Origin of the sequence: Maribacter chungangensis (assembly GCF_042676845.1) — a bacterium.
GTDB classification, from domain to species: domain Bacteria; phylum Bacteroidota; class Bacteroidia; order Flavobacteriales; family Flavobacteriaceae; genus Maribacter; species Maribacter chungangensis.
This window is the reverse complement of record NZ_JBHTHY010000003.1, coordinates 1,214,198-1,237,019: the sequence shown is the minus strand read 5'-3', so window position 1 is coordinate 1,237,019 and position 22,822 is coordinate 1,214,198. Positions and strand designations below refer to the sequence as shown.

Here is a 22,822-nt window from a genome sequence, read left to right as displayed (position 1 = left end):
GTACCAAAGATGGGAGAATTGATTTTCTTAGTTTCAACATTTTGACCAAAAGCCAGAAAAGAGAGAAGACAACATAAAACAACAGCGTTTTTCATACCACAATCTATTACATTATTTTATTTCAACTAATCCATAGCCTATAGGGAATACATTGGTTTTTACTTTCTTTTTGGCCGGTATAGATGGAATCATATTACTTTTAAAGAATCCCGTAATTTCTTCTTCTGAATAACTTTTTAGCTCTGCGAATTTCGGTAGCGTATACGCCACCCCTTCACCTCCAAAAAATGAACTACTCTTGGTTTCCAATTGAAAATGCAGATGGGGGCAATCAGAATTCCCACTATTACCTAATAAAGCCAATACTTGTCCTTTTTTTACTCTATCACCAATTTTAACTTTAAGACTATTTGGCATCAAATGCCCATAGGATGCGTAAGTGTTGTTCCCAATATCCAAAACAACATAATTTCCCCCAATTGTTTCTTTGTTCATTCTTACAGCCATTTTTTCAGAAAGTGGTTCATTTTCTTTTATATCATCTTTTAAATTCACTACCTCACCATCAGCCACGGCAATTATTTCTACTCCATAGGTTTTCCAATCGGCATTAGCCTTAATATTCCCTTTTGCAAAACTTCCATCGGTATTAATTAACATCCAATCTACTGCAAAGCGTTGAGGATACGTCACTTGGCCTTCGGTTATCTGTCTGGCACCTTGGTGGCTATCGGTTTCATACAGCCATTGACCTTTTTGTTTAAACGGAAGACCTAAGCTTAGTGTGGTTAATTCAGGAATTTCAACAATAGCCACCTCCATCGGGTGACTTGCAAACTCACCACTACTTTTTTGCCTTTCAAAATAGAGTTTATGAAATATTTTTTGGGGAATCATCGATTGTTCTGGAAAAATCAATTCAATATTTAGTACCCCGAAGTCATTTCCTTCTAGGAATTTTATGTCATCCAAGGTGGTACCGCCAGGTCTATCAAAATTCCGATTGATATAAGTACTATCAAGTTTAGAAATTGGAGTGTCCGTCTTTTCAAGATTGTAAATTTCTAGGCTCTTCAAAGTAAACGGCACTTTGAAATTATTCAGAATATTTAGCTCGTATCTAAACACTATTGATTTGTTCGTTATTACTGGGTTGCCAACAAATTTTACATCAACTTGAATAACTTCTGTTGGCAAATTAATCTTTTCTAACTTCTTTAAGGGTAGCGTCCCTATTTCATTAGAAGTTTGAGGAGCAGGTTTTTCTTTTTTACAGTTAAGCATTAGCATTATAAAGATTGAAGAAATAATTTGTTTCATTACGTTTATTTTGAAGTAGTCTATTTTTTTAGCTATTAGCTAACAGTTAACTTATTACATTAAGAATAGTGTATCTGAAAAATTTTGTTATTGAGTATTAGAACTCGATTACCATAATCACCAGCTATTCCGGTTTTGCTTCGCTCCCGGCTAGTATACCTCCATCGATGGTCAATTCAGTTCCGGTGATATATTTTGATTCATTGGAAGATAGATATAAGATGCCGTAGGCGACATCATCAGGCTCACCAAAGCATCCCATAGGTATGCCACGTTCCACGGATTTAATCATTTGCTCACGACTAGCTCCCTTTCCTAACATAATATCCCACATTGGAGTCATAATTGCTGCGGGATGAATACTATTACATCTGATATTGTATTTTTTTTCTGCGCAATACAGGGCTACACTTTTCGTATGGTTCCTTACCGAAGCCTTGCTAGAAGCATATGCCACTGCCATGGGTATACCGACCATTCCACTTCGAGAGGATATATTTACTATGGCACCTCCCTTTTCCTTCATAAGTTTTATGGCATATTTACAACCAAGCATCACTCCAGTTGAATTCACTTGGTGAACAAAATCCCAGGCTTCTATGTCAACATTCTCAGCATCAAAAGGTCCCTGGGTTTCAAGGAACCCAGATATTCCTGCATTATTGACCAAAATATCCAGCACACCATATTTTTGCTTTATGAATGTGGCGATTTTAACCCATTCCGCTTCATTTTTTACATCTAGATGATGGTATTCACTTTTATTCTTCAACAATAGTGAAAGTGCATTTCCTTCCTTGTCCAAAATATCCGTAATGATAACGGTAGCTCCTTCTGAGTGAAATAATTTCGCAGTGGCCTTACCAATACCTCTTGCCGCGCCCGTTATAAGTGCTACTTTGCCTTCTAATCTCCCTGCCATAAAACAACGATTTTAATATATTTATTCTATAGTTTTTAATTCCTATCACTCGGTATTACAGTGCCCTTCCATTTAAATGAAATTACAAGGATTATCAATAGTATACTTATCTCGACTACACTAAAAAAGAGATAGTGGAGATAGTTCTCATCGGTTAGGATACTTCCAACTTGAACGATTAATAAAAGTAGGCCTACGATTAAGTTAAGCCATTTATTAATTTTACGGTCAAGTACTTTTGATAAGATAATCATGAGCATCGGCATTTCCATAATAATTGAAAATACTAGTAAAAATTCTTGAGTGAATTTTATTCCTCCCATCCCACCTGCCATAAGTTTCTCTAGCGTCTCCGAAAGATACAAGGAGAACACATCGCAAAAAATATAGTTTACGGTAAGCACAATCCATAAGGTAGAGAGTAGCTCCCTGGTTTTTAAATTGGTCATTGATTGTTATTTTTTATTGATTTACAGACTAAAAAATATATCCGAAATGAAGGCCAGGCTCGCCAAAGAAAAATTTACTCCATTTATCATCTTGCCTATTAAAAGAATCTGGCATTTCGTTGTGAAATAGCCTAAGGGTTATAACGATAGAAGGCTCTATAAAAAAGAACCTTTGAATAATTTGAAATGATGGCCCAAACGATAGGTATTGAAGATTTGGAAGCCGTTATCGATTTTCACTTCCTCAGTACTTATGAAATCTTGTCAAGCGCTCATAACATGCACAGCGGTATATAGCCCTTGATACCAAAACCTTTGGTAAGCCAACGCAATTCCCTTTTCCCGAATAGATCCAGGAAAATTTTCTAGGGGACTTCCACGTGCCTCTCCATAAGGTATGCCCAGTGGTTCAAAATAGTGCCATGTTTTTAATTCCAAGGAAATCACATCTTTTTCAGTTAGGCGATACCCCAGATTAAGCTGAAGGAATTCAGGTTTTTCCTCCGGCAAAAGATTGCCAAGCATTGCTATTGTTGCACCTACAAAGCACCTCTTAGCTATAGGATTTACAAAATAAAACTGAGATTTAATATTTTGTGCAAATAAGATTGTAACGATCAGTAATATAATTTTCACTGTATATGAAATTAGCGATTGCGAATAATATGCAAAATTATATTACAGTTTTTACAATAACATTCACTTAAGTGAAGAAAGGTTTATTACATATTTTTTTCTTTATCAAGAATTCTCGATTTGATACGGCTTAAGGATTGCGGTTTGATACCTAAAAAACTTGCTAGTTGGTGCTGTGGTACACGCTGGGTAATACTTGGCCTTGTTGCCAACAAATGCAAGTAACGCTGTTCAGGTTTCATCGTCATGAACGAAGCCAATTCTTCTTGCTTTTCTCCCATCATTTTCTCCATTCCTGATATGCAGAACGCCTCGAACCTTGGATACTTTTTATAAAGAGCCAGTTCCTTTACTGAATTGCTAACGGTAACCGTAGTTTTTTCTAAACATACATAACTATAGTTGGAAGGCGTTTTATTTGAAAGGCTCTGAAAATTGGCAGCACATTGGCCTTCCGTAAGAAAGGCAATTGTTTTATCATTTCCGTCACTCAGCTCATAGGCCCTTATACAACCGCTGATGACGTAGTATGCATCTTTTGCGACATTACCTTGCTTTAGTAAATAAGTACCTTTTTCAAAAACCTTGATGGGAAAAGTTAGTCTAATATCCTCTTTCTCTTCTTCACTTAGTTCTGTTAATTCAGACATTATTTTGACAAAAATATGCTCCATATTATGTTATAACTATTTAGGTTATTTTTTAAAATTAAGACATTATTTTCAAAATTTTCTGGAAACGTTCACACATTGATATTATCCCAAGAGAAAGAGATTAGACAAATTGAACTGTATGATTTTTTTATCTCCTTTAACTGTTTGCCTAACCATTATTAATCTATTGCCAATTCATAAACATACTATTATTTTTGATTCGAACTGGGAACAATTTATACCCTTAGGGATTTCCATATTCATTTGGTAGTATATTATCCAAGGGTGAAATGAGATAATCCTGACATTAATCCTCATTTCGTTTTTTTAACACCTTTTTTTAAGGTAGTTGAACAAATATCAGTCGAACACGTCTTAACTGTAAAACCAGTTAACCTTACCATAAAACCACTTTGCATGAGCTTATAATGTTGAATTAAGTTTAAAACCACCTTTGCTTTATGAACCACTGTGGCAGTATCTTCATGCTTAACTTACAACCGTTCTGAATACTTATTTTTTATGGAGTATAGAGAGCCCTATTTCGTTAACCTGATATTCCAAGGTTCCTACAGTCTTTCTTTTAGCATGATTCACCCTACTCCCATGATTAATTCTTCCTGGCTGCCGTAGACCATGATGTTGAAGGTTCTAGCGTTTCATAGTTAGACCGGACATACATCGTAGTACATCTACTTTAACTCTAGCTTCTGATTATCCTTCTCAAGTTACTTCAACCTACTAATGTAAGCAAACTGCATACCCCGTATTTGTTGCACCAACAGTAACAAGATACCCTTGTGGTGTCCCGGTTAACTACAAACTTCACCGAGACTAAGGCTCAGTCAGTTCACTTACAATTCCTTCGGGATTTAGCACTCTGTAAGCTTCCAGTTTTTCATCTCACAATTAAATTTCAAGAATAGAAAAATCAAATTTAAAGTTGTTCGTTTTTATGAAAGGCTACAAACAGATCTTGTTCTAATCTTTAGAATCCATCCTTTGAAATTCAATAGGTTCTTTTTGTGAGTGCATTTCTAATCCGGAAATATTTCCATCTGTATCAAGTATGAATTGGATGGTATATTGAGGATTATAAACGTCCTTAAACGCCTTTGTAGCTTTAAAGAAGAACGAATTATAATTTAAGTGTTCTAATTGGAATTTATAAGTCGGCAAAATAGCGAATAGTGCATCTTTTTCTTTTACTATTATAATTTCTCCAAACCCTTTTGCAAAATAGGTCCCACAGAAAGAAACTATAGGATGGTTTGGCATTTTATTTTTGTTAAGCTCTTTGTGAGCTGCCCTAGGCTTAAAGATGTCTGATACTACAACGGGATATTCTTCTGGATATGGATTAAGTTTGAATAACCTCCTGGTAATATTATCGGTAATCATGTAGGGTAATTGAGAATTATCCTGATTTGTTAATACCACAACACCTATTTTTTCAAGAGGAAACATGACCAAATTCGAGCTAAAACCAAATGTATTTCCTCCATGATCTATTCTATAATGTCCGTATGAACTTCTTAAGCGCCATCCAAACCCATCTCCAAAAAGAAAAGCATCTTTCTCATAACGTCCTACTTTAACATTTTGAAGCCTTGTAGCTTCATTTACATAATTTGGTGGAATAACCTGTTTTTCATTGAAAACACCATTATTCAACCATGTTAACATCCAATTTGACAAATCATTAACCGTACTTTTGATTGCCCCAGCTGGGCTAATAGAATTGAATTCTTCAAATTTCACCTTTTCCGTCCTTCCCTCGAATAGACCATATGGCAAAGAATAATTATTTGATTTCTTCATTTCCTCAAGGGTGGTATATGAATTTTTCATTTCTAAAGGCTCGAATATTCTTTCTTCAAGGTTTGTGTCCCAGCTCTTGTTGGTTATTTGTTCAACTATGGCTCCAACAAGGGTATATCCCATATTGCTATACTCAAAGCTATTCTTAATTTCGCCCTCAGGTTTTAAATACCTAAGACGTTGTACAACTTTTAATTTGTCTTTTTCTGGAAAAAACACCTCTGAAGTTCCTTGATTTCCAATTCCGCTTCTATGACTTAATAAATCATCAATAGTAATTAAGTTATCCATTTTTTCATTATAAAACTGAAAATCGGGAAGATATGAAGCTGGTTTATCTTTTAGAGAAACTTGTTTTTTAGATTCTAAAATACCCAAAAGAGATCCAGTGAAAGCTTTTGTTGTTGAACCTATAGGAAAGACCGTATTGGTATTTACAGGTAACCTATTTTCTATATCCCGATAACCAAAACCATGGGAATAAATAACTTTATTCTCTTTCACTACGGCAAGGGCAAGACCCACTGCATTGTATTGTTTTACTAATTGGTTTATATCATTTTCAATCCCATTTAGTTCTGGAATATTCAGTTGCCCAAAACAGAGATGAATGTGTAATAAACATAAGAGTGTATAGGTAAATTTCATTTTTCAGTTTTTTAATACAAATTCCGGTAGTTAAAAGGTACCACCTAACTCATACGAGCACCATTTAATTTTGATGCAAATTTGAAGTTTTTTGATAGTTAAGAAGTCCGAGTAAAGAAAGTCGAACTAATTTTTTAAAGAGAGGGTCTCTTTCCGATACTGTGTTGGTGTTTTATTAGTAACTTTTTTAAAAGCAGTATAAAAAGAAGATTTTGAATTAAAACCAACTTGATATAGTATTTCTAAAACAGTTACGTCTTTTTTTGTTGGGTCTTTAAGAAGCATTTCGGCATCATTTATTCGGTACCCATTAATGAAGTCAAAAAAATGCTTCCCTAAATAATGGTTAATCAATAGTGATAATTCCTTTTCCGGGATATCAGTTTGTATAGCCAATTTCTGTAAAGTCAGGTCAAAATCTAAGTAGGGTCTTTCCTTTTTCATACAAAAGGTCAGTTTCTCCAGATGTTTACTGTTGAATCCATTTTTTTTAATATTTGTTTGCTTACCATTTTTTGAAACACTTGATCTTACCGGTTCCAAATTTTTGTTAACCCCTTTAAATAGCTCAGGTTGATATAAAGCCTTTAAAACAAAAAATACCGTTATCGAAAGAACACTAATACTGATTAAGATATTTATATTAATAATATATTCCTTATAACTAGTATTGGACAAATACCATCGAAATAGAACAAAGGAGTGAGCGACACATGAAAATAGACTAATTTGAAACAGCCATTTGTAGACAATATAATTGGCATTCGAATAATTCTCAAGGTAAACCGTTTTATATTTCTTAAGAACCAAAAACACCGCGATAATATAACCGAAGTATTGAAGCTCTCCAATAACCTCAAAGAACATAAGGCTTGTGCTGGATAAACTTGTTACTTTGAAAACAACAACAAATATCGCAAATAATAATACATGTAGAATGTGGGCTTTTTTAATTTTAAAATTAATATAACAAGCAGATAAGACGTAGAGATAAAACAAAGGAAGTTGCAAAAGACTAGAAGCAGTTTTTAAAATATGAATATTGGGATATGCTAAAGTCTTAACCGTAAAAAAGCCAATTAAATCAAAAGCTATTACCAAAAGATATGTGCCAAATAGCCTATTAGAGAGCTTATTTTTTGTTTTGACGGTAAAAAGAAAAACAGAAAGGAGTATCATTATAAAAACGATAATCTTACCGATACTCTGAATTAAGTCTAACTTGTTTTCCAATAGTCCTCAAAATTTAAGATTTGTCAACATCTTGTTAAAAGCACTAAAAAACAAATCTCATTTTGCAATAGTTGTTTTCTCAACAAACCAAACGATTCAAATAAAAATGATAAGACCAAGTCTTCTTGGTTGCAAAACTACGAAAGCATTAGGATTTTATGTTTATTTAATAATGTTCAGTCAGTAATTAAAATACAATTTTAATGAGACTGAGTTAAATTATTAAGCGTTTTTAGGATTCAAAAATATTCTCTTACTCATAATTTTAAATTTAGAAACATCTATATTCGTAAAACGAAAGTTTCTTTGACATATGTTTTCATAAGAGTTCACAAATCATCAACATCGATTGTAAAAAATAGCAAATATATTGGTATGGCAGGGTTTTGAACATTAGGTTCAATCCTTGTCAGGGTCACAACACATAACAAACCACGTTCTTTTTAAGAGCGTGGTTTTTTGTTTTTCCAAGGTGTTATAAACGCCAGGTTGGCATAAGCATGCGAAAATGCAAAACTTACATCCCCTTTATCGCATTACGTGGTTTGTAATTTGCACCTTTGGGCCTATATGACTGAACCGAAACCACCCTTGTTAGGGTCTTGACTATAATTAAAACCACCTTCTTCTACAGGAATGTGGTTTTCCTTTTTGAACAAAAGTTCAATAGGCGTACTATCGTCGTACTAAAATAAGATAGGCGTTTACCAAAGTTGTCCCCTACTTAGTTACCGAGCTTTTCGTTAACTTGCCGAACAGGTTTAACATTGATGCTTTTTTAATTTTTCGGAAAATGAAACACACCCTCCTTACCATCACCTTGTTCATCGCTTCCTTTCTACAGGGGCAAACACCTAAATTTCAAGGGCAGCCGCCCGTAGAACGCGTTGCTACGGAATCCAAACCAACCCAAATGCAATGGAAAGGAGATTTTACCTTTACCGACTCGGATGTTATTTTTTCCAACAACTTTGAAGGTGCCCGACTTAACGGTGTGCTAAAAAACAATGATAACACCTTTACTGCCTTGATTACCTCCGAAAACACCCCCGTAAACATGAGTCCTTGGTATTCCTTTAAAATATGGTCGGCCCAAGAACAATCCATAGAATTAATATTAACTTATCAAGAAACGGCGAAACATCGCTATTATCCAAAACTTAGTAAAGACGGTGTAAACTGGTCCTCGTTAGATTCTATTAATTATACCGAATATGAAAAAGGGGATGCCGACTTTGGACCGGGCTCACTCCCTGTTAAAATTAAGATGACATTGGACATTGGACCCGAGGTCCTCTGGGTATCCGGGCAAGAATTGGAGACCTCTACTCGGGTTTCCAGTTGGGCCGACACCCTATCGGCAAACACTTTTGTTCAAAAAACCAATATTGGAAAAAGCGAACAGGGCAGGGACCTCAACATGCTTACCATAGGCGACCCGGCATCCAAAAACATGCTCATAGTAATCTCAAGGCAGCATCCGCCTGAAGTTACTGGATACTTAGCAATGAAAGCTTTTGTAGAGAACCTTAGTTCCGACACCAAGCTCGCACGAAAATTTAGAAAAAAATTCACTGTTTACGTGGTACCCCTAATGAACCCCGACGGAGTGGACAATGGCCATTGGAGACACAATGCGGGAGGAATAGACCTAAACCGGGATTGGGCCAATTTTAACCAACCCGAAACAAGGGCCGTCAAATCCTTTATGGAAAGTAAAATCAAGGACACAAAAGGTAAATTTTATTTTGGCATAGACTTTCACTCTACCTGGGACGATATTTATTACACGGTAGATCCCAAGTTAAAAGGAAACATGCCTAACCTTGTTTACGATTGGCTGGATGAACTAAAAAAACAAATCGTTGGATACGACCCCAATATAAAACCAAATGACCAAATAGAACCTACAACAGTTTCTCGAAATTATTTTTTTGCAACCTACGGCGCTGAAGCCCTGGTCTTTGAAATTGGGGACAATACCCCTCGGGATTTCATTAAGGAAAAAGGTAAGATTAGCGCCAATGTATTAATGAAACAGATGTTAAAGAGGTTTAAATAACGTAACTTATTTATTTCTAAAACATACTGAAAAAACAATAAAATCCTTATTCCGGCATCACATTACCCTTAGGCATTTGAGCTCCCATCCCTTGTTGCAGATCATGTAGTTTTTTTTGAAGCTCCAAAACTTTCTCGGGGTATTTCAATGCAAGATCGTTTTGCTCGGACAGATCTTTGTTTAGATTATATAACGCTACCCTATCTTCCTCATAGAACTCGATGAGCTTCCAATCACCCTCCCTTATTGCGGCACCGGGTGTCCAACCACTGCCATGATAGTGCGGATAGTGCCAAAACAGCGCATCCCTATCCAATGTTGGTACACCTTTAAGCAAGGGAGACAAATCCTTCCCATCTATTTGATTGTTTGCAGGTAGCTCCACGCCCGCTTGCGCCAGAATTGTAGGGTAGAAATCATGGCCCACCACCGGTGTTTCAACAAGAACATCTTTTTTGTTGTAGTTTGCTGGTTTTATAAGTAATGGCACACGTATTCCCCCTTCGTACAGCCAACCCTTTCCTCCTCTTAAAGGAACTACAGCGGTAGGGGCTTCGAAACTATATATGGGTTCCAAGGTAGATAATCCACCGTTGTCGGAAGTGAAAATTATTGTGGTGTTTTCATACAGGTCCTCGGCTTTTAATTTATGTACTAGCTTACCTAAATTATCGTCCAATGCATAGACCATGGACGCATATTCTGGATTACGTTGTGCTAATTTCGTCATGGCTTTGCCTTCTTCACGCTCCATCAAGCCCAGGCTATCCAAGTTTTCCAGTTTGTCCTTGAACCTTTCAATATGCATGGTATTGGCCTGTATAGGGGTATGTACTGTGTAATAATTTAGATAAATAAAAAATGGATTCTCTCCAATACTATCCAAAAAGGTCATGGACTCCTGAGTCAATCTATCCGTTAGATATTCCCCTGCAGGGCCATCGGACAAATAAGGATTCTCATAGGGTGAATGGTATCCTCCCGGTGGCTGTCCTACATGATAGCCGCCAATGTTCTTATCGAACCCAAACTGTTCCGGTAAATGCCCCTCACCTCCTAAATGCCATTTCCCAACAAAAAGGGTACGATATCCGTTTTCCTTCAATACTTCTGCCAAGGTACCTTCTTGTACCGGTAGCGCATCCAAATCCGTTGGCCCTAATAAACTCCTATCCTTTGGGTCATCTCCAGGCAGCCAATCTGTAATATTCAAGCGCGCGGGATGTTTTCCGGTAACTATGGCCGCTCTGGAAGGAGAGCAGATCGAAGCGGACGCATAGGCATTGGTGAACTGAATACTGGCCCTACTGAACTCATCAATATTAGGAGTCTCATAAAAAGTACTGCCCGAGTATCCTAGGTCTGTCCACCCCAAATCATCGACCAGCACAAACACAAAATTTTGTTTTTTAGATTCGCTTAATTGTTTGCTAGACTTCTTACAAGAAAAGAAAAAAGGTATGATTAGCAAAACGGTATATTTCTTCAACATTTTAATCGTTCTTACTTGTTAAACACCTTCTAAACTAGTTAGAATTTTAAAAATGACCAGAATCTTCTTTGAAAAAGCTTTCATTTACTATCCAAAAACATAAACTACTTTCTTTCCCTAAACAATGGGCAAACGTATTACCTACATCAAAATGTTAGCTAAAACGGCCAAAAAACTCCAATTGGAACTTGCATAATGCGCCTCCGTAAGATTACCTAAATGATTTTGTTGCCCTATCACTAACGTTTAAACCACTTGTATTCCAATACCTTATCTATAATCTTCCCATCAAGATTATTTTATAACAACACACCTACCGTTCATCGATTAGCCAAGTCATACAAGGAGTTCAAGAATTTTATCACACTACGTATATTCCTACAAAATCTAAGTTGCCCATGTTATCAATAGACTATTTGAACCCTTTCATCGAATACTACCGGCATTCAAAAGAAAATGTTAACAAATGAACTCTCTTTACACTATAAAAGTAATAACCCGTTAACTAAATCTTATGAAAACAAACTACCTACATTACACATTTTTTAGTGCAATGCTATTATTTTCTTTTTGTATCCCCAATCAGCTTATGGGTAACGAAAAGTATGATACAAATAGTAGTAGCTTATCAACTAGTCAAACTACTTCTAGATTATCCTTCTTAACAAACAGTATTTCCTTTATGTCCAGTGCCGTGCATACGGACAAAGTAGGATTCATGGCAGAAGCAGATTCATTTAAATCCCTTGATGAGGATTTTGGCTGCTACGTAGAAATGCCAACCTTACATTTAGATGGTACTTGTGTGCAGGCCAACTCAACTCCCAATAGTTATGGGGACGAGGTGGAGTTTATGTGGTTGGAGCGCCGTAACGATCAGTTTATACCCTTAACGGATTGGTCTACCGATACGGCCCTGGATTATTGTCCGGACACACCTGGGTATTATAGAATGTGTGCGAGAACAGTAGGTTGTACCGATATTTATGAGTCAACGGAAATTCATGTTCCTAACGTGGCCTGCGGTTCTTTGGATGGCATCTATATATATGACCAGCAAAACGACCAAGCAGTTCTAGGTCCAATAACCAACGGACAGCATATTACCACAGATGAATTACCTGACAACTACTACCTAGTGGCCGAAACAAATGGGCATGTTGGAAGTGTTAGCATTGCGGTCAACAATCATCAAATTACCGAGAACGTTTCTCCTTTCACCTATCCAAGTGGCGGAGAAACAGGCAACAACTGGAATGCAGGAGTTGGCGAATATACTATTCATGCAGGAGCTTTTCGCAATAACAATGCTGCTGGCGCAAATTGTGATACCATCGACTTAAGTTTTGAGATTATTCAAAACTGCGAGATAACAGTACATGCTGGAGATGATATCGATACGTGTAGTTCTGATGACATTACCTTAACCGCTACGACTACAAATGAGAACACCTGCGAAGGAGGCTGCGTTTACCCTATTATTGAAAGTGATAGATGTAGTGGCGGCAACCCATCCGAAATATGGATGTCCAACAGCGGCAACAACTTTTTCAATACAACGATACATTCCAATTTTGAGATTTTGGCCGATGGTACCGCAGTCTACAACAGTAAAGTAGCCAACGGATCGGATACGTTAGACGTGCATATTACCTTTACCGGGAGAACAACGACACCTCCTACAGGTAGTCCAAAATTAGGTTGCGATACCAACGATACTTCCGATTACGTGTATTGGACCACTACAACGGGAACAATAGTGTCCCAAAACCATGGTACCTTTCAACTCTCAAGAATGGGTGAAGCATTCCAATTAGGTATTGGTGGTGATGTCACACGAACAGGTTTTGGTGCATCTGGCTGGTTTCATGTAACCGGCGGAGACGGGTTCTATACTCGTGGTGATGTAAACATTAAGTTAGGGGAATGTGTTCCTAATAGTGCAAGTAATCCCGTAGATTATGTATGGACAACTGTAGATGGTAATATCATTGGAGATGCGAACCAACAATCAATAACAGTTAATCAATCTGGAACATACCAAGTAAAGGCTAAAGATTGTGCTGATTGCGAGGCTATCGATGAAATCATAGTTACAATTACGGATGCACCAGAAGTACAAGCCAATAACCTCACAGAATCGGTAACTATTTCTCAAGGAGAAAGTTTCCCTGAAGTAACATTTACAAACGGAGAAGTGATTTCATATTCCGAAAACGACTCAGATTCACTTTGTGAAATTGAATTAAGCTCTCATGAGAATTTTAACACCAAGAATTTATGGTTCCACTCCTTCCCCGAACAGTACAACAAGAATTTCTTATGGAAAGATGGATATGTCCTAGTCAAAGAAGATGGAACAGCAGAAATATTCGGTACCATTACCAATGTGGATTTACCTGATTCCGGTTTTCATCTGCATTACTATTTTGAAGCACTAAAAGACTTTGATACATGGATAGCCGGTGGAGGTTACCAAAATACGGATAATGATGCGTCGGAACGATTGTACGCCAGAGTTGATTTCAACAAACCAAATTCCATAGTTGGATTTGGAGCATTCTCCGATTCTGATTTACGCTTAATTTCTAATGGAAACGTAGCCCACATGGATTACGGCCCAAGAGATGTTTATGGCGGATTTGGCGTTGGATTCTGGATCGATTATGAAGGAACCGTAAACGGTATGCCTGCTGGTAACTCCATGTCTACCAGTGGTGCAAACCATAACGATATGTATTCTGCTATTGGAGACTGTGTAGAATTACCCGATGCCACCTGTTCCGACCTTATTGTTAGACATTGGGTAGTAGAAGATGCTTGTGGTGTACGAACAACTTATGTACAAGCTGTAACCGTAAACAATGATGTAGAGGCAAATGCCGGAGACGATGTAACCATAAGCTCAGGAGCGTCCACAACATTAACAGCAACCGGAGGCGGAACCTATGTTTGGTCTACCGGGGAAACAACGCCATCCATTACGGTAACGCCGAACGAAACAACTACCTATTCGGTAATGGTCACCTCGGATAACGGAGAATGTACCGATGCAGATGCGGTAATAGTTAGCGTAGATTGTAGCCTAGAAGTAAACTTAGGAGAAGATGTATCCTTCTGTAGCGAAACCGAAACTATTTTAACGGCATCCATTAACAATACTACAAATACACCAAGAATCATATCGTCATACAACGTTACGGATGCGGACACCTCACAAGGTATCTGTGCAAATGTACATGGTAACGAGCAAGGTGTAATATTACAAAAAGGAAATCCAAATTTTCCTGTTACCGGCAATTACAATGCTTGGAAAGTCCATAACGAATTGATTTTGAACGAATACGACAACGATACTGCCAATATTACAGGAACCGTTATAGACGAACAAGGAAAGATCGGAACGGTAGATATGCTGTTGTTCGATAAACAAAATAATGGTAAAAGTTGGTCCGCCGACTGTTATTTGGACAATTTGGTAGGACCACAACTGTTTTATCAGTCCTTTTACGGTACCATTACAGTAGATGGTGTTTCATACACCGTGGAACCAAAAGTATCTAAACATCACTTTGTATTCGCCGAAGGCGCTAGTTTAGAATCAGGACAATTTGGTTTTGGAGCATGGACTTCCGGTACTTTTGGTAATGGTGGAGAATGGTTCGGTAATTTAGAGCCAAGGGAGTTCACCAACTGTGATGAAGTTACCTACCTGTGGTCAACCGGGGAAACTACGGAATCTATTACTGTTAGTCCGGAAAGTACTACTACGTACACGGTAACGGTACAAAACTGCGATAACTGTGAAGCAACCGACGAAGTAGTTATTGAGCTTGGTCCTGCATTGACAGTAAATGCCGGAGAAGATGTAGAAGTTTGTCAAGAAGAAACGGTTGAACTATCCGCGTTGGTCGAAAATGCCAAAGAGTGTGCAGGTGGTTGTGAATACCCTATTATCGAAGAAGATAGATGTGCAGGTGGGGATCCAGCGGAAATATGGATGATGAACGACGCACAGAACATGTTCAACACGACCATACATTCTTCATTTAAAGTATTTGACGATGGAACCGCCACCTATGTGAGCAGGGTTTCCAACGGAACGGATATCCTAGACATAAATATTCTATTTACTGGAAGAACAACGATAGCTCCAGTTGGCAGCCCAAAATTAGGTTGTGATACAGGAGACACCTCAGGATTTGTATATTATACCAATACTTCTGGTACAGTTATTTCTCAAAATCATGGAACGTTCGAAGTTTCAAGAATGGGTGAAGCTTTCCAGTTAGGTATTGGAGGTGATGTAGCTAGAACAGGTTTTGGCGCATCAGGATGGTTTTATCTGAACGGAGGCGATGGTTTCTACGACCATGGTGATGTAAATATAAAGCTAGGGGAATGTGTTACTTTCGCACCGAACAATGCCGTTGACTATGTTTGGACAACCGAAGATGGAAATATAGTAGGAGACGCCGATCAAGAGTCCATTACGGTAGATCAATCTGGCACCTATAAAATCGTTGCCAAAGATTGTAAAAACTGTGAAGCAGAAGATGAAGTAACGGTTACCATTACCAATCCACAAGCAGGGGAAATGACTGCTGATGCTGACATGGTTTGTCTAGAAAACAATACAGTAACAATTTCTGCAACCAGCAATGGAAACCAGAATATACCAGCAGATTACGTACAAGCATATGTTCTTACAGCTGGTGATGATTTAGTCATCCAAGATTTGAATACATCTCCACAATTTGAAGTTTCCCAGGCTGGAAAGTATACGATACATTCCTTTGTTTATCCTACTTCATTTGACCCGTTAAGTGTTGTTAACGTAGGGACTACCACCGGAGGCGACGTTAATGCCTTGTTGGTACAAGGCGGAGGAAGCTTATGTGCATCCTTGGATGTTGCAGGCGCCATGATACGAGTGAACGACAAATTAGTTCTTGGAGATTTTGTTTGGCTCGATGAAAACCAAAACGGACTTCAAGATACTGGTGAGATCGGTGTAAACGGAATAACCGCAACACTTTTTCAGAATGATGGTACCGAAATTGAAAGTACCACTACCACAAATAATGCGATTACCGGAGCACCTGGAGCCTACAAATTTGAAGTTTGTCCCAACTCAGGGGAATACTATATTGTATTCACCGGTATACCTAACGGATTTGAAATTACGTCCCAAAACGCAGGAAACGATGAATTGGACTCCGATAGCAATGAAAACGGACGTACAGATTCCTTTACCGTATTGGACGAATCTATTTTAACCATTGACGCCGGTATATTTTCACCATGCGTTATATCACCAGAAATTACAGCCATAGATAGTATTTGTGACGGTGAAGAGGTCCTATTAACGGCTTCTGGTGGAGATAGTTTCCAATGGAAAGAAAACGGAGTAGCTATTGAAGGAGCAACTACCGCTACCTTAAGTGTATCTCCAAGTTCAACAACAACATACAGTGTTGTGGTTACGGATACTGCACAATTCGATTGCAGCGGTGAGGTTAGTAAAGAAATCATCGTTTACGAACTTCCAACGGCAGATGCCGGTGAAGATGTGGCAATCTGTATTGGCGATGAAGTTACCTTGACGGCAACGGGCGGGGATTCCTACCTATGGTCTTCGGGTGAGACTTCCGCTACCATTACGGTTAGCCCACAGGCTACTCACGAGTACAGTGTAAGCGTTACCTCCGCACAAGGGTGTGAGGCTATAGATACCGTAATCGTTACGGTAAACGAACTTCCAACGGCAGATGCCGGTGAAGATGTGGCGATATGTATTGGTGATGAAGTTACCCTGATGGCAACGGGCGGGGATTCCTACCTATGGTCTACGGGGGAGACTTCCGCTACCATTACGGTTAGCCCACAGGCTACTCAAGAGTATAGCGTAACGGTTACCTCCGCACAAGGGTGTGAGGCTATAGATACCGTAATCGTTACGGTAAACGAACTTCCAACGGCAGATGCCGGTGAAGATGTGGCGATATGTATTGGCGATGAAGTTACCTTGACGGCAACGGGCGGGGATTCCTACCTATGGTCTACGGGTGAGACTTCCGCTACCATTACGGTTAGCCCACAGGCTACTCACGAGTACAGTGTAAGCGTTACCTCCGCACAAGGGTGTGAGGATACAGATACGGTAATCGTTACGGTAAACGAACTTCCAACGGCAGATGCCGGTGAAGATGTGGCGATATGTATTGGCGATGAAGTTACCTTGACGGCAACGGGCGGGGATTCCTACCTATGGTCTACGGGGGAGACTTCCGCTACCATTACGGTTAGCCCACAGGCTACTCAAGAGTATAGCGTAACGGTTACCTCCGCACAAGGGTGTGAGGATACAGATACGGTAATCGTTACGGTAAACGAACTTCCAACGGCAGATGCCGGTGAAGATGTGGCAATATGTATTGGCGATGAAGTTACCTTGACGGCAACGGGCGGGGATTCCTACCTATGGTCCACTGGGGAAACGACAGCAACTATCGAGGTTAGCCCAGAGATTACCACTGAATACGGCGTCATAGTTACTTCGGCAGCTGGTTGCGAGGCAACGGATGAAGTTATTGTTACAGTGAACCAAAAAGTAACCATAGGAGATTTTGTTTTTGAGGACAAGGACAACGATGGTATCCAAGATGGAGAAGATTTCGGTATCAATGGAATCACGGTTAAATTGTTCCAATGTGATCCATTTTACGGAAATGCCCATGGCGATCTAGTCGATACTTGTATAACTTCAAATAATCCTATTACAGGAGAAGCAGGATATTATAATTTCGATGTATGTATCGATAGTGGATCATATTATATGATATTCGAGGATATACCAACTGGATATAAGTTCACGACCCAAGAAATGGCCGCCGTAGATTTGGATTCAGATGTAAATAGGGACGGAGTAACGGCATGCTTTGATGTTACCGATACGGATAACACCACAATAGATGCCGGCTTGGTGGCCGAGACTTGTGGCATGGGAATTGGCAGCAAGGTGTTACCAAGAGATCCAGGCGGTGTATATACCGCTAGAAACTCGGATACGGCCTGTATAGGTGACGACTTCTATCTTTGGTTATTCTTGGATGAAGAAAACTTGGGCAACTTCTCCGGTTACCAAGGTGATGATCTACAAGGCTGGTCTTTCACTTATGAATTCCCTAACGGAAAAGTGTTTACGCAAGCTAACGCTGCCGACCAAAGCTATAGAACCCAAGAATACACCTTAACGGAGGAAGACTTTGGAACCTATAAAATATCTTGGACATCACCGGACGGTTGTCATGGTCTTACCTACTTTGACCTAACCAAAGCTCCGGAGTGTTTGCCAAGCGGACAAAGACCAACTTTTACACCTATGATCGCTATGGTATACCCTGTTCCAGCTTTAGCTAGTACAGACCTTAGCATTGTGATAAACACAGCGAACAAGTCCTTGGATTCAAATACCAACACCGATATAGTGGCTTACGGATTGCAGGCTTTCCTTCCTATTGAAAAGGAAACGGTTACAACGGTGCTGTTTGATACAAACGGTAAAAACGTAGGACCTACACGTACCTATGAGGTAGACAAGGGAAGAACCCTAGTGACCTATCCGTTAGGAAATCTGGCAACAGGAAGTTATATACTACTAGTTTCCGGTAAAGATTGGACCGATAGCAAACAGATTATTGTAGAATAGCTTATCGCTTTACTTATATAAGCGTCAATGGTACAACCCATTGACGCTTATTTTTTATGTTGTATATATTACTGGTAAAAAGCTAGGTCTATGTAAGGTGAACGTTAAAATATTCACAAATACGGTAATCTAATTAGGCTATAACAATATACAATTGACAAAGAATTGCGTAATTTAATTTTTATGTTAACTTTGAAAAAAAGATGTAAATGGATTTACTTGAGCACGCAGACGAGTTCGTAGGACGAAAAATGAGCAACATGTCAACTAGTGACAGAGTTGAGGCTTCTAGAGAGGCAAAAAAATTAATTTTAAGTATCAACGAAATTTATAAGGAAACTAAAGATTCTAATTTAATGGACGTAATGAAACGCGTTACGGAAAAGAAGAAGAAAATTGAAAAAAGGCTAAACGGTGTTCCGTTGGTGTAACCACACAATTGGCATACGTTGCTTAAATAGTTAGATAGCTATTTAATAATTAATTTATAATACATAAACCCTTCCTTGAGAGGGGTTTTATTTTTAGCCTCCCTTATTGCAAGGAAGGCATACCGCTGCGAATACAGTTGCACTTTCATAATACTTAAACATGTTTAAAAATTTCTGAATGGATGTTCTTTTAAAACCCTGGCCTTGGTATGTTTCCGGGCCACTAATTGCTATGGTACTTTTAGTACTATTATATTTTGGGAAAACCTTTGGCATGTCCTCCAACCTTAGAACACTTTGTACCATTTCCGGTGCCGGAAAATATTCTGATTTTTTTAAATTCGATTGGAAAGCCCAAAGATGGAATCTCACTATTGTTTTAGGTGCTGTCATAGGGGGTTTTATAGCAACACAATTTCTTTCGGACGGTACAGCGATTCAATTAAGTCCCGAAACGATCTCCGATCTTTCGGAAATGAACTTCACACAGGCAGGTGAAACCTTATTGCCCAATGAGTTATATGGGTGGGATGCAGTTTTCAGCTTTAAAGGCATGAGCATTTTGATTATAGCTGGGTTTTTGGTTGGTTTTGGAACTAGATACGCCGGCGGATGCACTTCTGGCCATGCCATCTCCGGCTTAAGCAACTTGCAGATCCCGTCTCTGATAGCTGTTATTGGATTTTTTATCGGTGGCCTAGTGATGACCAATTTTATTCTTCCCTTACTTTTTTAAATATGAAATTTTTAAAATTCCTTTTTGTAGGTATATTTTTCGGTATTGTTCTTGTAAAATCGGAAGCAGTATCTTGGTACCGGATTTATGAAATGTTCAAATTTCAATCTGTTCACATGTACGGGATTATCGGCTCTGCCGTACTCATTGGCATTTGCGGAATTTTTCTCATTAAAAAATACAGACTTAGAAGTATAAAAGGCACTCCTATTGTAGTGCAACCTAAAGAGAAAAGCTTTACAAGATATATACTGGGCGGCACTATTTTTGGATTAGGCTGGGCTCTTGCCGGGGCATGTCCAGGACCTATGTACATTTTACTTGGAGCTGGTATCTACCCTATCGCTATCGTTATTCTAGCAGCCATGGCAGGAACTTTTGTTTACGGCCTTTTAAAAAATAAGCTTCCACATTAAATGGGTATTACTATGTTGCGGGTAAGTCTTACGGGATATGACTCAGATAAAAAATTAAAACTAAGGTGCCCGTAAATTCAAAAATCGATAAACGAAATACTTAGATATTAAACGATCTCCGCACTTAACCCGGCATTTAAAAGACCTGTACAGCGTGGCTCCAAGTCTTTATATTCACCGGTCTTCACGGTACATTTTCCTTTGTAGTGGACTATAAGGCTGCATTGCTCTGCCTGTTCTGGCGTGTGATCACATATCGAAATCAACGTTTGAATAACATGGTCAAACGTATTTACATCGTCATTAAATACAACGATTTCATTTTGTCTAACCGTCTCCTCTTCTAATAGGAGCTCCTCCGAAATTTGTTCCTTAGTGCTCATCAGTACATTTTTACTATAAACTAAAATACATATTTTGCGGCAACCCAATTATTATTTTCAAGATTTTTTTCGAACCTTAAGCCCTCTTTTTCACATTTCTTAGTAATAATGTCCAAATCCTTATTGTAAAAACCACTTAACAGTAAAACGCCATTAGGTAGCAAACAGCTTACATATTTAGCAATATCCCCTAAAAGAATATTTCTATTGATATTTGCGATAATAACATCATACTGCTGTCCTTTTAAAAGACTTGCATCTCCTTCATATACAGATATACAATCAATTCCATTGCGCTCTACGTTCTCTTTTGCATTAAGATAGCACCAGTTATCTATATCTATGGCGTCAACCGCCGAGGCGCCGCGCATTGCTGCCAAAATAGCCAAAACCCCGGTTCCGGAACCCATATCCAAAACCGATTTGTCCTTTACATCCAAATCCAGAATATGTTGTAACATCATGTGGGTGGTCTCATGATGTCCGGTTCCAAAACTCATCTTTGGTTCTATTATAATGTCATAGACCACATTTTGCTTTTCGTGAAAAGGAGCACGGATCATACAAACACCGTCTACGATAATTGGCCTAAAGTTCTGTTCCCAAGTAGCGTTCCAATTCTCCTGCTCTATCTCTTTCCTATCAAAGGTGATTTTAAAATTAGGGTTTTCAAGAATAGCTATGGAATCCAGAATACTATCATTCCAATCCTTCTCTTGTATATAGGCCAAAACACCGCTTTCCTCCTCTACAAAACTCTCAAAACCGACTTCTCCAAGTTCGGCTATAAGAATATCCGAAGCAGGTTCCCGTGGGGTTACCGTGAAGTTGTACTCAATATAAATGGTATTGCTCATTGGTTTGGATAGATTCGTTCGGCAATGGACGTTATTCTTTAGAGAACAGCAAAGCAAAATCAATTTGTGATAATAAAACTTTAACCCGCTATGCTATTAAATTTAAAAATACTTTGAAAAACGTATTCCTTAAATAGCCTTGATGATAGCTACAAAATCGTCTGCAACCAAAGAAGCACCACCAATAAGACCGCCATCTACATCTGGTTTAGAGAAAATCTCTTTTGCATTTCCCGGTTTTACACTACCACCGTATAAAATAGATATGCCATTGGCTATAGCACTATTATAGGCATCACCTATGGTTTTTCTGATAAATGCATGCATTTCCTGTGCTTGTTCCGGAGAGGCGGTTTCCCCAGTTCCAATAGCCCAAACAGGCTCATAGGCCAATACTATTTTTGACCAAGCGGATGCCTCTAAAGAGAATAGGGCATTTTTAAGCTGACTTTCCACTACCTTAAAGTGGTTTCCAGATTTTCGGTCTTCCAATTCCTCGCCAAAACAAAATAGCACACGGATATTTTTATCCAGCGCGGTAACCACTTTCTTGGCCAATACTTCATCGGTCTCACCAAAATAGGCCCTTCTTTCCGAATGTCCTATGATCGCAGTATCTATACCTATATCCAAAAGCATATCGGCGGAGATTTCACCGGTATACGCGCCACTTTCCGCAAAATGCATATTCTGGGCTATAACCTCTATTTTAGAGTCTTCTAAACTATGTACGGCACCTACCAAATTAACATAAGCGGGAGCTACCATAACTTCCGCATCGGTGTCCGGGAGTTTTGCAGCAAGTTCGGACAACAGGGTTTCTGTTTGCGCTAAATTTTTATTCATTTTCCAATTTCCTGCTACTATTTTACTTCTCATAACCTTTATTTTTTATGCTATTTATGAAGTCGTTTAAACTTTTCCGTTCGCCAAAAAATTACTCTTTTTCGCCCATTTTTTGTCCTTATTTCCTTCCGTAGCGATGCTATGCTACTCAAAAAAGTCTTCAAATGTTCAAAAAATCACTAATTCTCGCTTTAACGCGAAAAAGC

Annotated in this window: 16 protein-coding genes; 5 read left to right on the top strand and 11 right to left on the bottom strand. The window is 38.6% G+C overall.

Annotated features, from left to right (window positions below):
• Positions 1–111 precede the first annotated feature (111 nt).
• The 7 genes from ACFQZJ_RS05185 to ACFQZJ_RS05155 all read right to left on the bottom strand — a co-directional run bounded on the left by ACFQZJ_RS05185 (position 112) and on the right by ACFQZJ_RS05155 (position 7,682).
• A complete protein-coding gene (locus tag ACFQZJ_RS05185) occupies positions 112–1,320 on the bottom strand; it encodes a M23 family metallopeptidase (protein WP_379932788.1) in 1,209 nt (402 codons plus the stop codon).
• A 124-nt stretch (positions 1,321–1,444) separates the two neighbouring features.
• Positions 1,445–2,242, bottom strand: a complete 798-nt coding sequence (locus ACFQZJ_RS05180) for an SDR family oxidoreductase (protein ID WP_379932786.1) — start codon at positions 2,240–2,242, stop codon at positions 1,445–1,447.
• 35 nt (positions 2,243–2,277) lie between these two features.
• The gene (locus tag ACFQZJ_RS05175) at positions 2,278–2,691 is read right to left on the bottom strand and encodes a DUF6326 family protein (protein ID WP_379932785.1); all 414 of its coding nucleotides are present in this window, start codon (positions 2,689–2,691) and stop codon (positions 2,278–2,280) included.
• Positions 2,692–2,955: 264 nt separating this feature from the next.
• The gene (locus tag ACFQZJ_RS05170; RefSeq protein WP_379932784.1) at positions 2,956–3,327 is read right to left on the bottom strand and encodes a hypothetical protein; all 372 of its coding nucleotides are present in this window, start codon (positions 3,325–3,327) and stop codon (positions 2,956–2,958) included.
• 86 nt (positions 3,328–3,413) lie between these two features.
• Positions 3,414–4,001 (bottom strand): Crp/Fnr family transcriptional regulator, encoded by a 588-nt coding sequence (locus tag ACFQZJ_RS05165; protein ID WP_379932783.1) that lies wholly within the window; start codon positions 3,999–4,001, stop codon positions 3,414–3,416.
• Positions 4,002–4,961: 960 nt separating this feature from the next.
• A complete protein-coding gene (locus ACFQZJ_RS05160) occupies positions 4,962–6,449 on the bottom strand; it encodes a serine hydrolase (RefSeq protein ID WP_379932781.1) in 1,488 nt (495 codons plus the stop codon).
• Positions 6,450–6,575: 126 nt separating this feature from the next.
• On the bottom strand, positions 6,576–7,682 hold the full coding sequence (locus ACFQZJ_RS05155; RefSeq protein ID WP_379932779.1) for a helix-turn-helix domain-containing protein: 1,107 nt from the start codon (positions 7,680–7,682) through the stop codon (positions 6,576–6,578).
• A gap of 793 nt (positions 7,683–8,475) precedes the next feature.
• Here ACFQZJ_RS05155 and ACFQZJ_RS05150 point away from each other — a divergent pair.
• Entirely contained in the window at positions 8,476–9,744 is a 1,269-nt protein-coding gene (locus tag ACFQZJ_RS05150; RefSeq protein WP_379932777.1) for a M14 family metallopeptidase, read from the top strand.
• A 46-nt stretch (positions 9,745–9,790) separates the two neighbouring features.
• Here ACFQZJ_RS05150 and ACFQZJ_RS05145 read toward each other — a convergent pair whose 3' ends face one another.
• Complete coding sequence (locus ACFQZJ_RS05145) at positions 9,791–11,236, bottom strand: sulfatase (RefSeq protein WP_379932775.1); 1,446 nt, start codon at positions 11,234–11,236, stop codon at positions 9,791–9,793.
• Between the two features lie 514 nt (positions 11,237–11,750).
• Here ACFQZJ_RS05145 and ACFQZJ_RS05140 point away from each other — a divergent pair.
• The 4 genes from ACFQZJ_RS05140 to ACFQZJ_RS05125 all read left to right on the top strand — a co-directional run bounded on the left by ACFQZJ_RS05140 (position 11,751) and on the right by ACFQZJ_RS05125 (position 20,530).
• Entirely contained in the window at positions 11,751–18,947 is a 7,197-nt protein-coding gene (locus ACFQZJ_RS05140) for an SdrD B-like domain-containing protein (RefSeq protein ID WP_379932773.1), read from the top strand.
• 209 nt (positions 18,948–19,156) lie between these two features.
• On the top strand, positions 19,157–19,378 hold the full coding sequence (locus ACFQZJ_RS05135) for a hypothetical protein (protein WP_027078500.1): 222 nt from the start codon (positions 19,157–19,159) through the stop codon (positions 19,376–19,378).
• Between the two features lie 178 nt (positions 19,379–19,556).
• Positions 19,557–20,114, top strand: a complete 558-nt coding sequence (locus ACFQZJ_RS05130; RefSeq protein WP_379932771.1) for a YeeE/YedE family protein — start codon at positions 19,557–19,559, stop codon at positions 20,112–20,114.
• Positions 20,115–20,116: 2 nt separating this feature from the next.
• Positions 20,117–20,530, top strand: coding sequence for a DUF6691 family protein (locus ACFQZJ_RS05125; protein WP_379932769.1), 414 nt, complete (start codon positions 20,117–20,119; stop codon positions 20,528–20,530).
• Between the two features lie 107 nt (positions 20,531–20,637).
• Here the strand turns inward: ACFQZJ_RS05125 and ACFQZJ_RS05120 are convergent, their stop codons facing one another.
• From ACFQZJ_RS05120 to tpiA, 3 genes are all read right to left on the bottom strand, one after another.
• Entirely contained in the window at positions 20,638–20,913 is a 276-nt protein-coding gene (locus tag ACFQZJ_RS05120; RefSeq protein ID WP_379932767.1) for an ATP-dependent Clp protease adaptor ClpS, read from the bottom strand.
• A gap of 20 nt (positions 20,914–20,933) precedes the next feature.
• Positions 20,934–21,770: a 50S ribosomal protein L11 methyltransferase gene (prmA, locus tag ACFQZJ_RS05115; RefSeq protein ID WP_379932765.1), complete on the bottom strand. Its 837-nt coding sequence runs from the start codon at positions 21,768–21,770 to the stop codon at positions 20,934–20,936.
• A gap of 129 nt (positions 21,771–21,899) precedes the next feature.
• Positions 21,900–22,649: a triose-phosphate isomerase gene (tpiA, locus tag ACFQZJ_RS05110; RefSeq protein ID WP_379932764.1), complete on the bottom strand. Its 750-nt coding sequence runs from the start codon at positions 22,647–22,649 to the stop codon at positions 21,900–21,902.
• Positions 22,650–22,822: the final 173 nt, after the last annotated feature.

Coding starts and splice junctions, on each gene's coding strand:
- ACFQZJ_RS05120 (WP_379932767.1), bottom strand. CDS start 20,913: ATGAGCACTAAGGAACAAATTTCGGAGGAGCTCCTATTAGAAGAGGAG.
- ACFQZJ_RS05160 (WP_379932781.1), bottom strand. CDS start 6,449: ATGAAATTTACCTATACACTCTTATGTTTATTACACATTCATCTCTGT.
- ACFQZJ_RS05135 (WP_027078500.1), top strand. CDS start 19,157: ATGGATTTACTTGAGCACGCAGACGAGTTCGTAGGACGAAAAATGAGC.
- ACFQZJ_RS05150 (WP_379932777.1), top strand. CDS start 8,476: ATGAAACACACCCTCCTTACCATCACCTTGTTCATCGCTTCCTTTCTA.
- ACFQZJ_RS05130 (WP_379932771.1), top strand. CDS start 19,557: ATGGATGTTCTTTTAAAACCCTGGCCTTGGTATGTTTCCGGGCCACTA.
- tpiA (WP_379932764.1), bottom strand. CDS start 22,649: ATGAGAAGTAAAATAGTAGCAGGAAATTGGAAAATGAATAAAAATTTA.
- ACFQZJ_RS05175 (WP_379932785.1), bottom strand. CDS start 2,691: ATGACCAATTTAAAAACCAGGGAGCTACTCTCTACCTTATGGATTGTG.
- ACFQZJ_RS05185 (WP_379932788.1), bottom strand. CDS start 1,320: ATGAAACAAATTATTTCTTCAATCTTTATAATGCTAATGCTTAACTGT.
- ACFQZJ_RS05165 (WP_379932783.1), bottom strand. CDS start 4,001: ATGGAGCATATTTTTGTCAAAATAATGTCTGAATTAACAGAACTAAGT.
- ACFQZJ_RS05140 (WP_379932773.1), top strand. CDS start 11,751: ATGAAAACAAACTACCTACATTACACATTTTTTAGTGCAATGCTATTA.
- ACFQZJ_RS05180 (WP_379932786.1), bottom strand. CDS start 2,242: ATGGCAGGGAGATTAGAAGGCAAAGTAGCACTTATAACGGGCGCGGCA.
- ACFQZJ_RS05125 (WP_379932769.1), top strand. CDS start 20,117: ATGAAATTTTTAAAATTCCTTTTTGTAGGTATATTTTTCGGTATTGTT.
- ACFQZJ_RS05145 (WP_379932775.1), bottom strand. CDS start 11,236: ATGTTGAAGAAATATACCGTTTTGCTAATCATACCTTTTTTCTTTTCT.
- prmA (WP_379932765.1), bottom strand. CDS start 21,770: ATGAGCAATACCATTTATATTGAGTACAACTTCACGGTAACCCCACGG.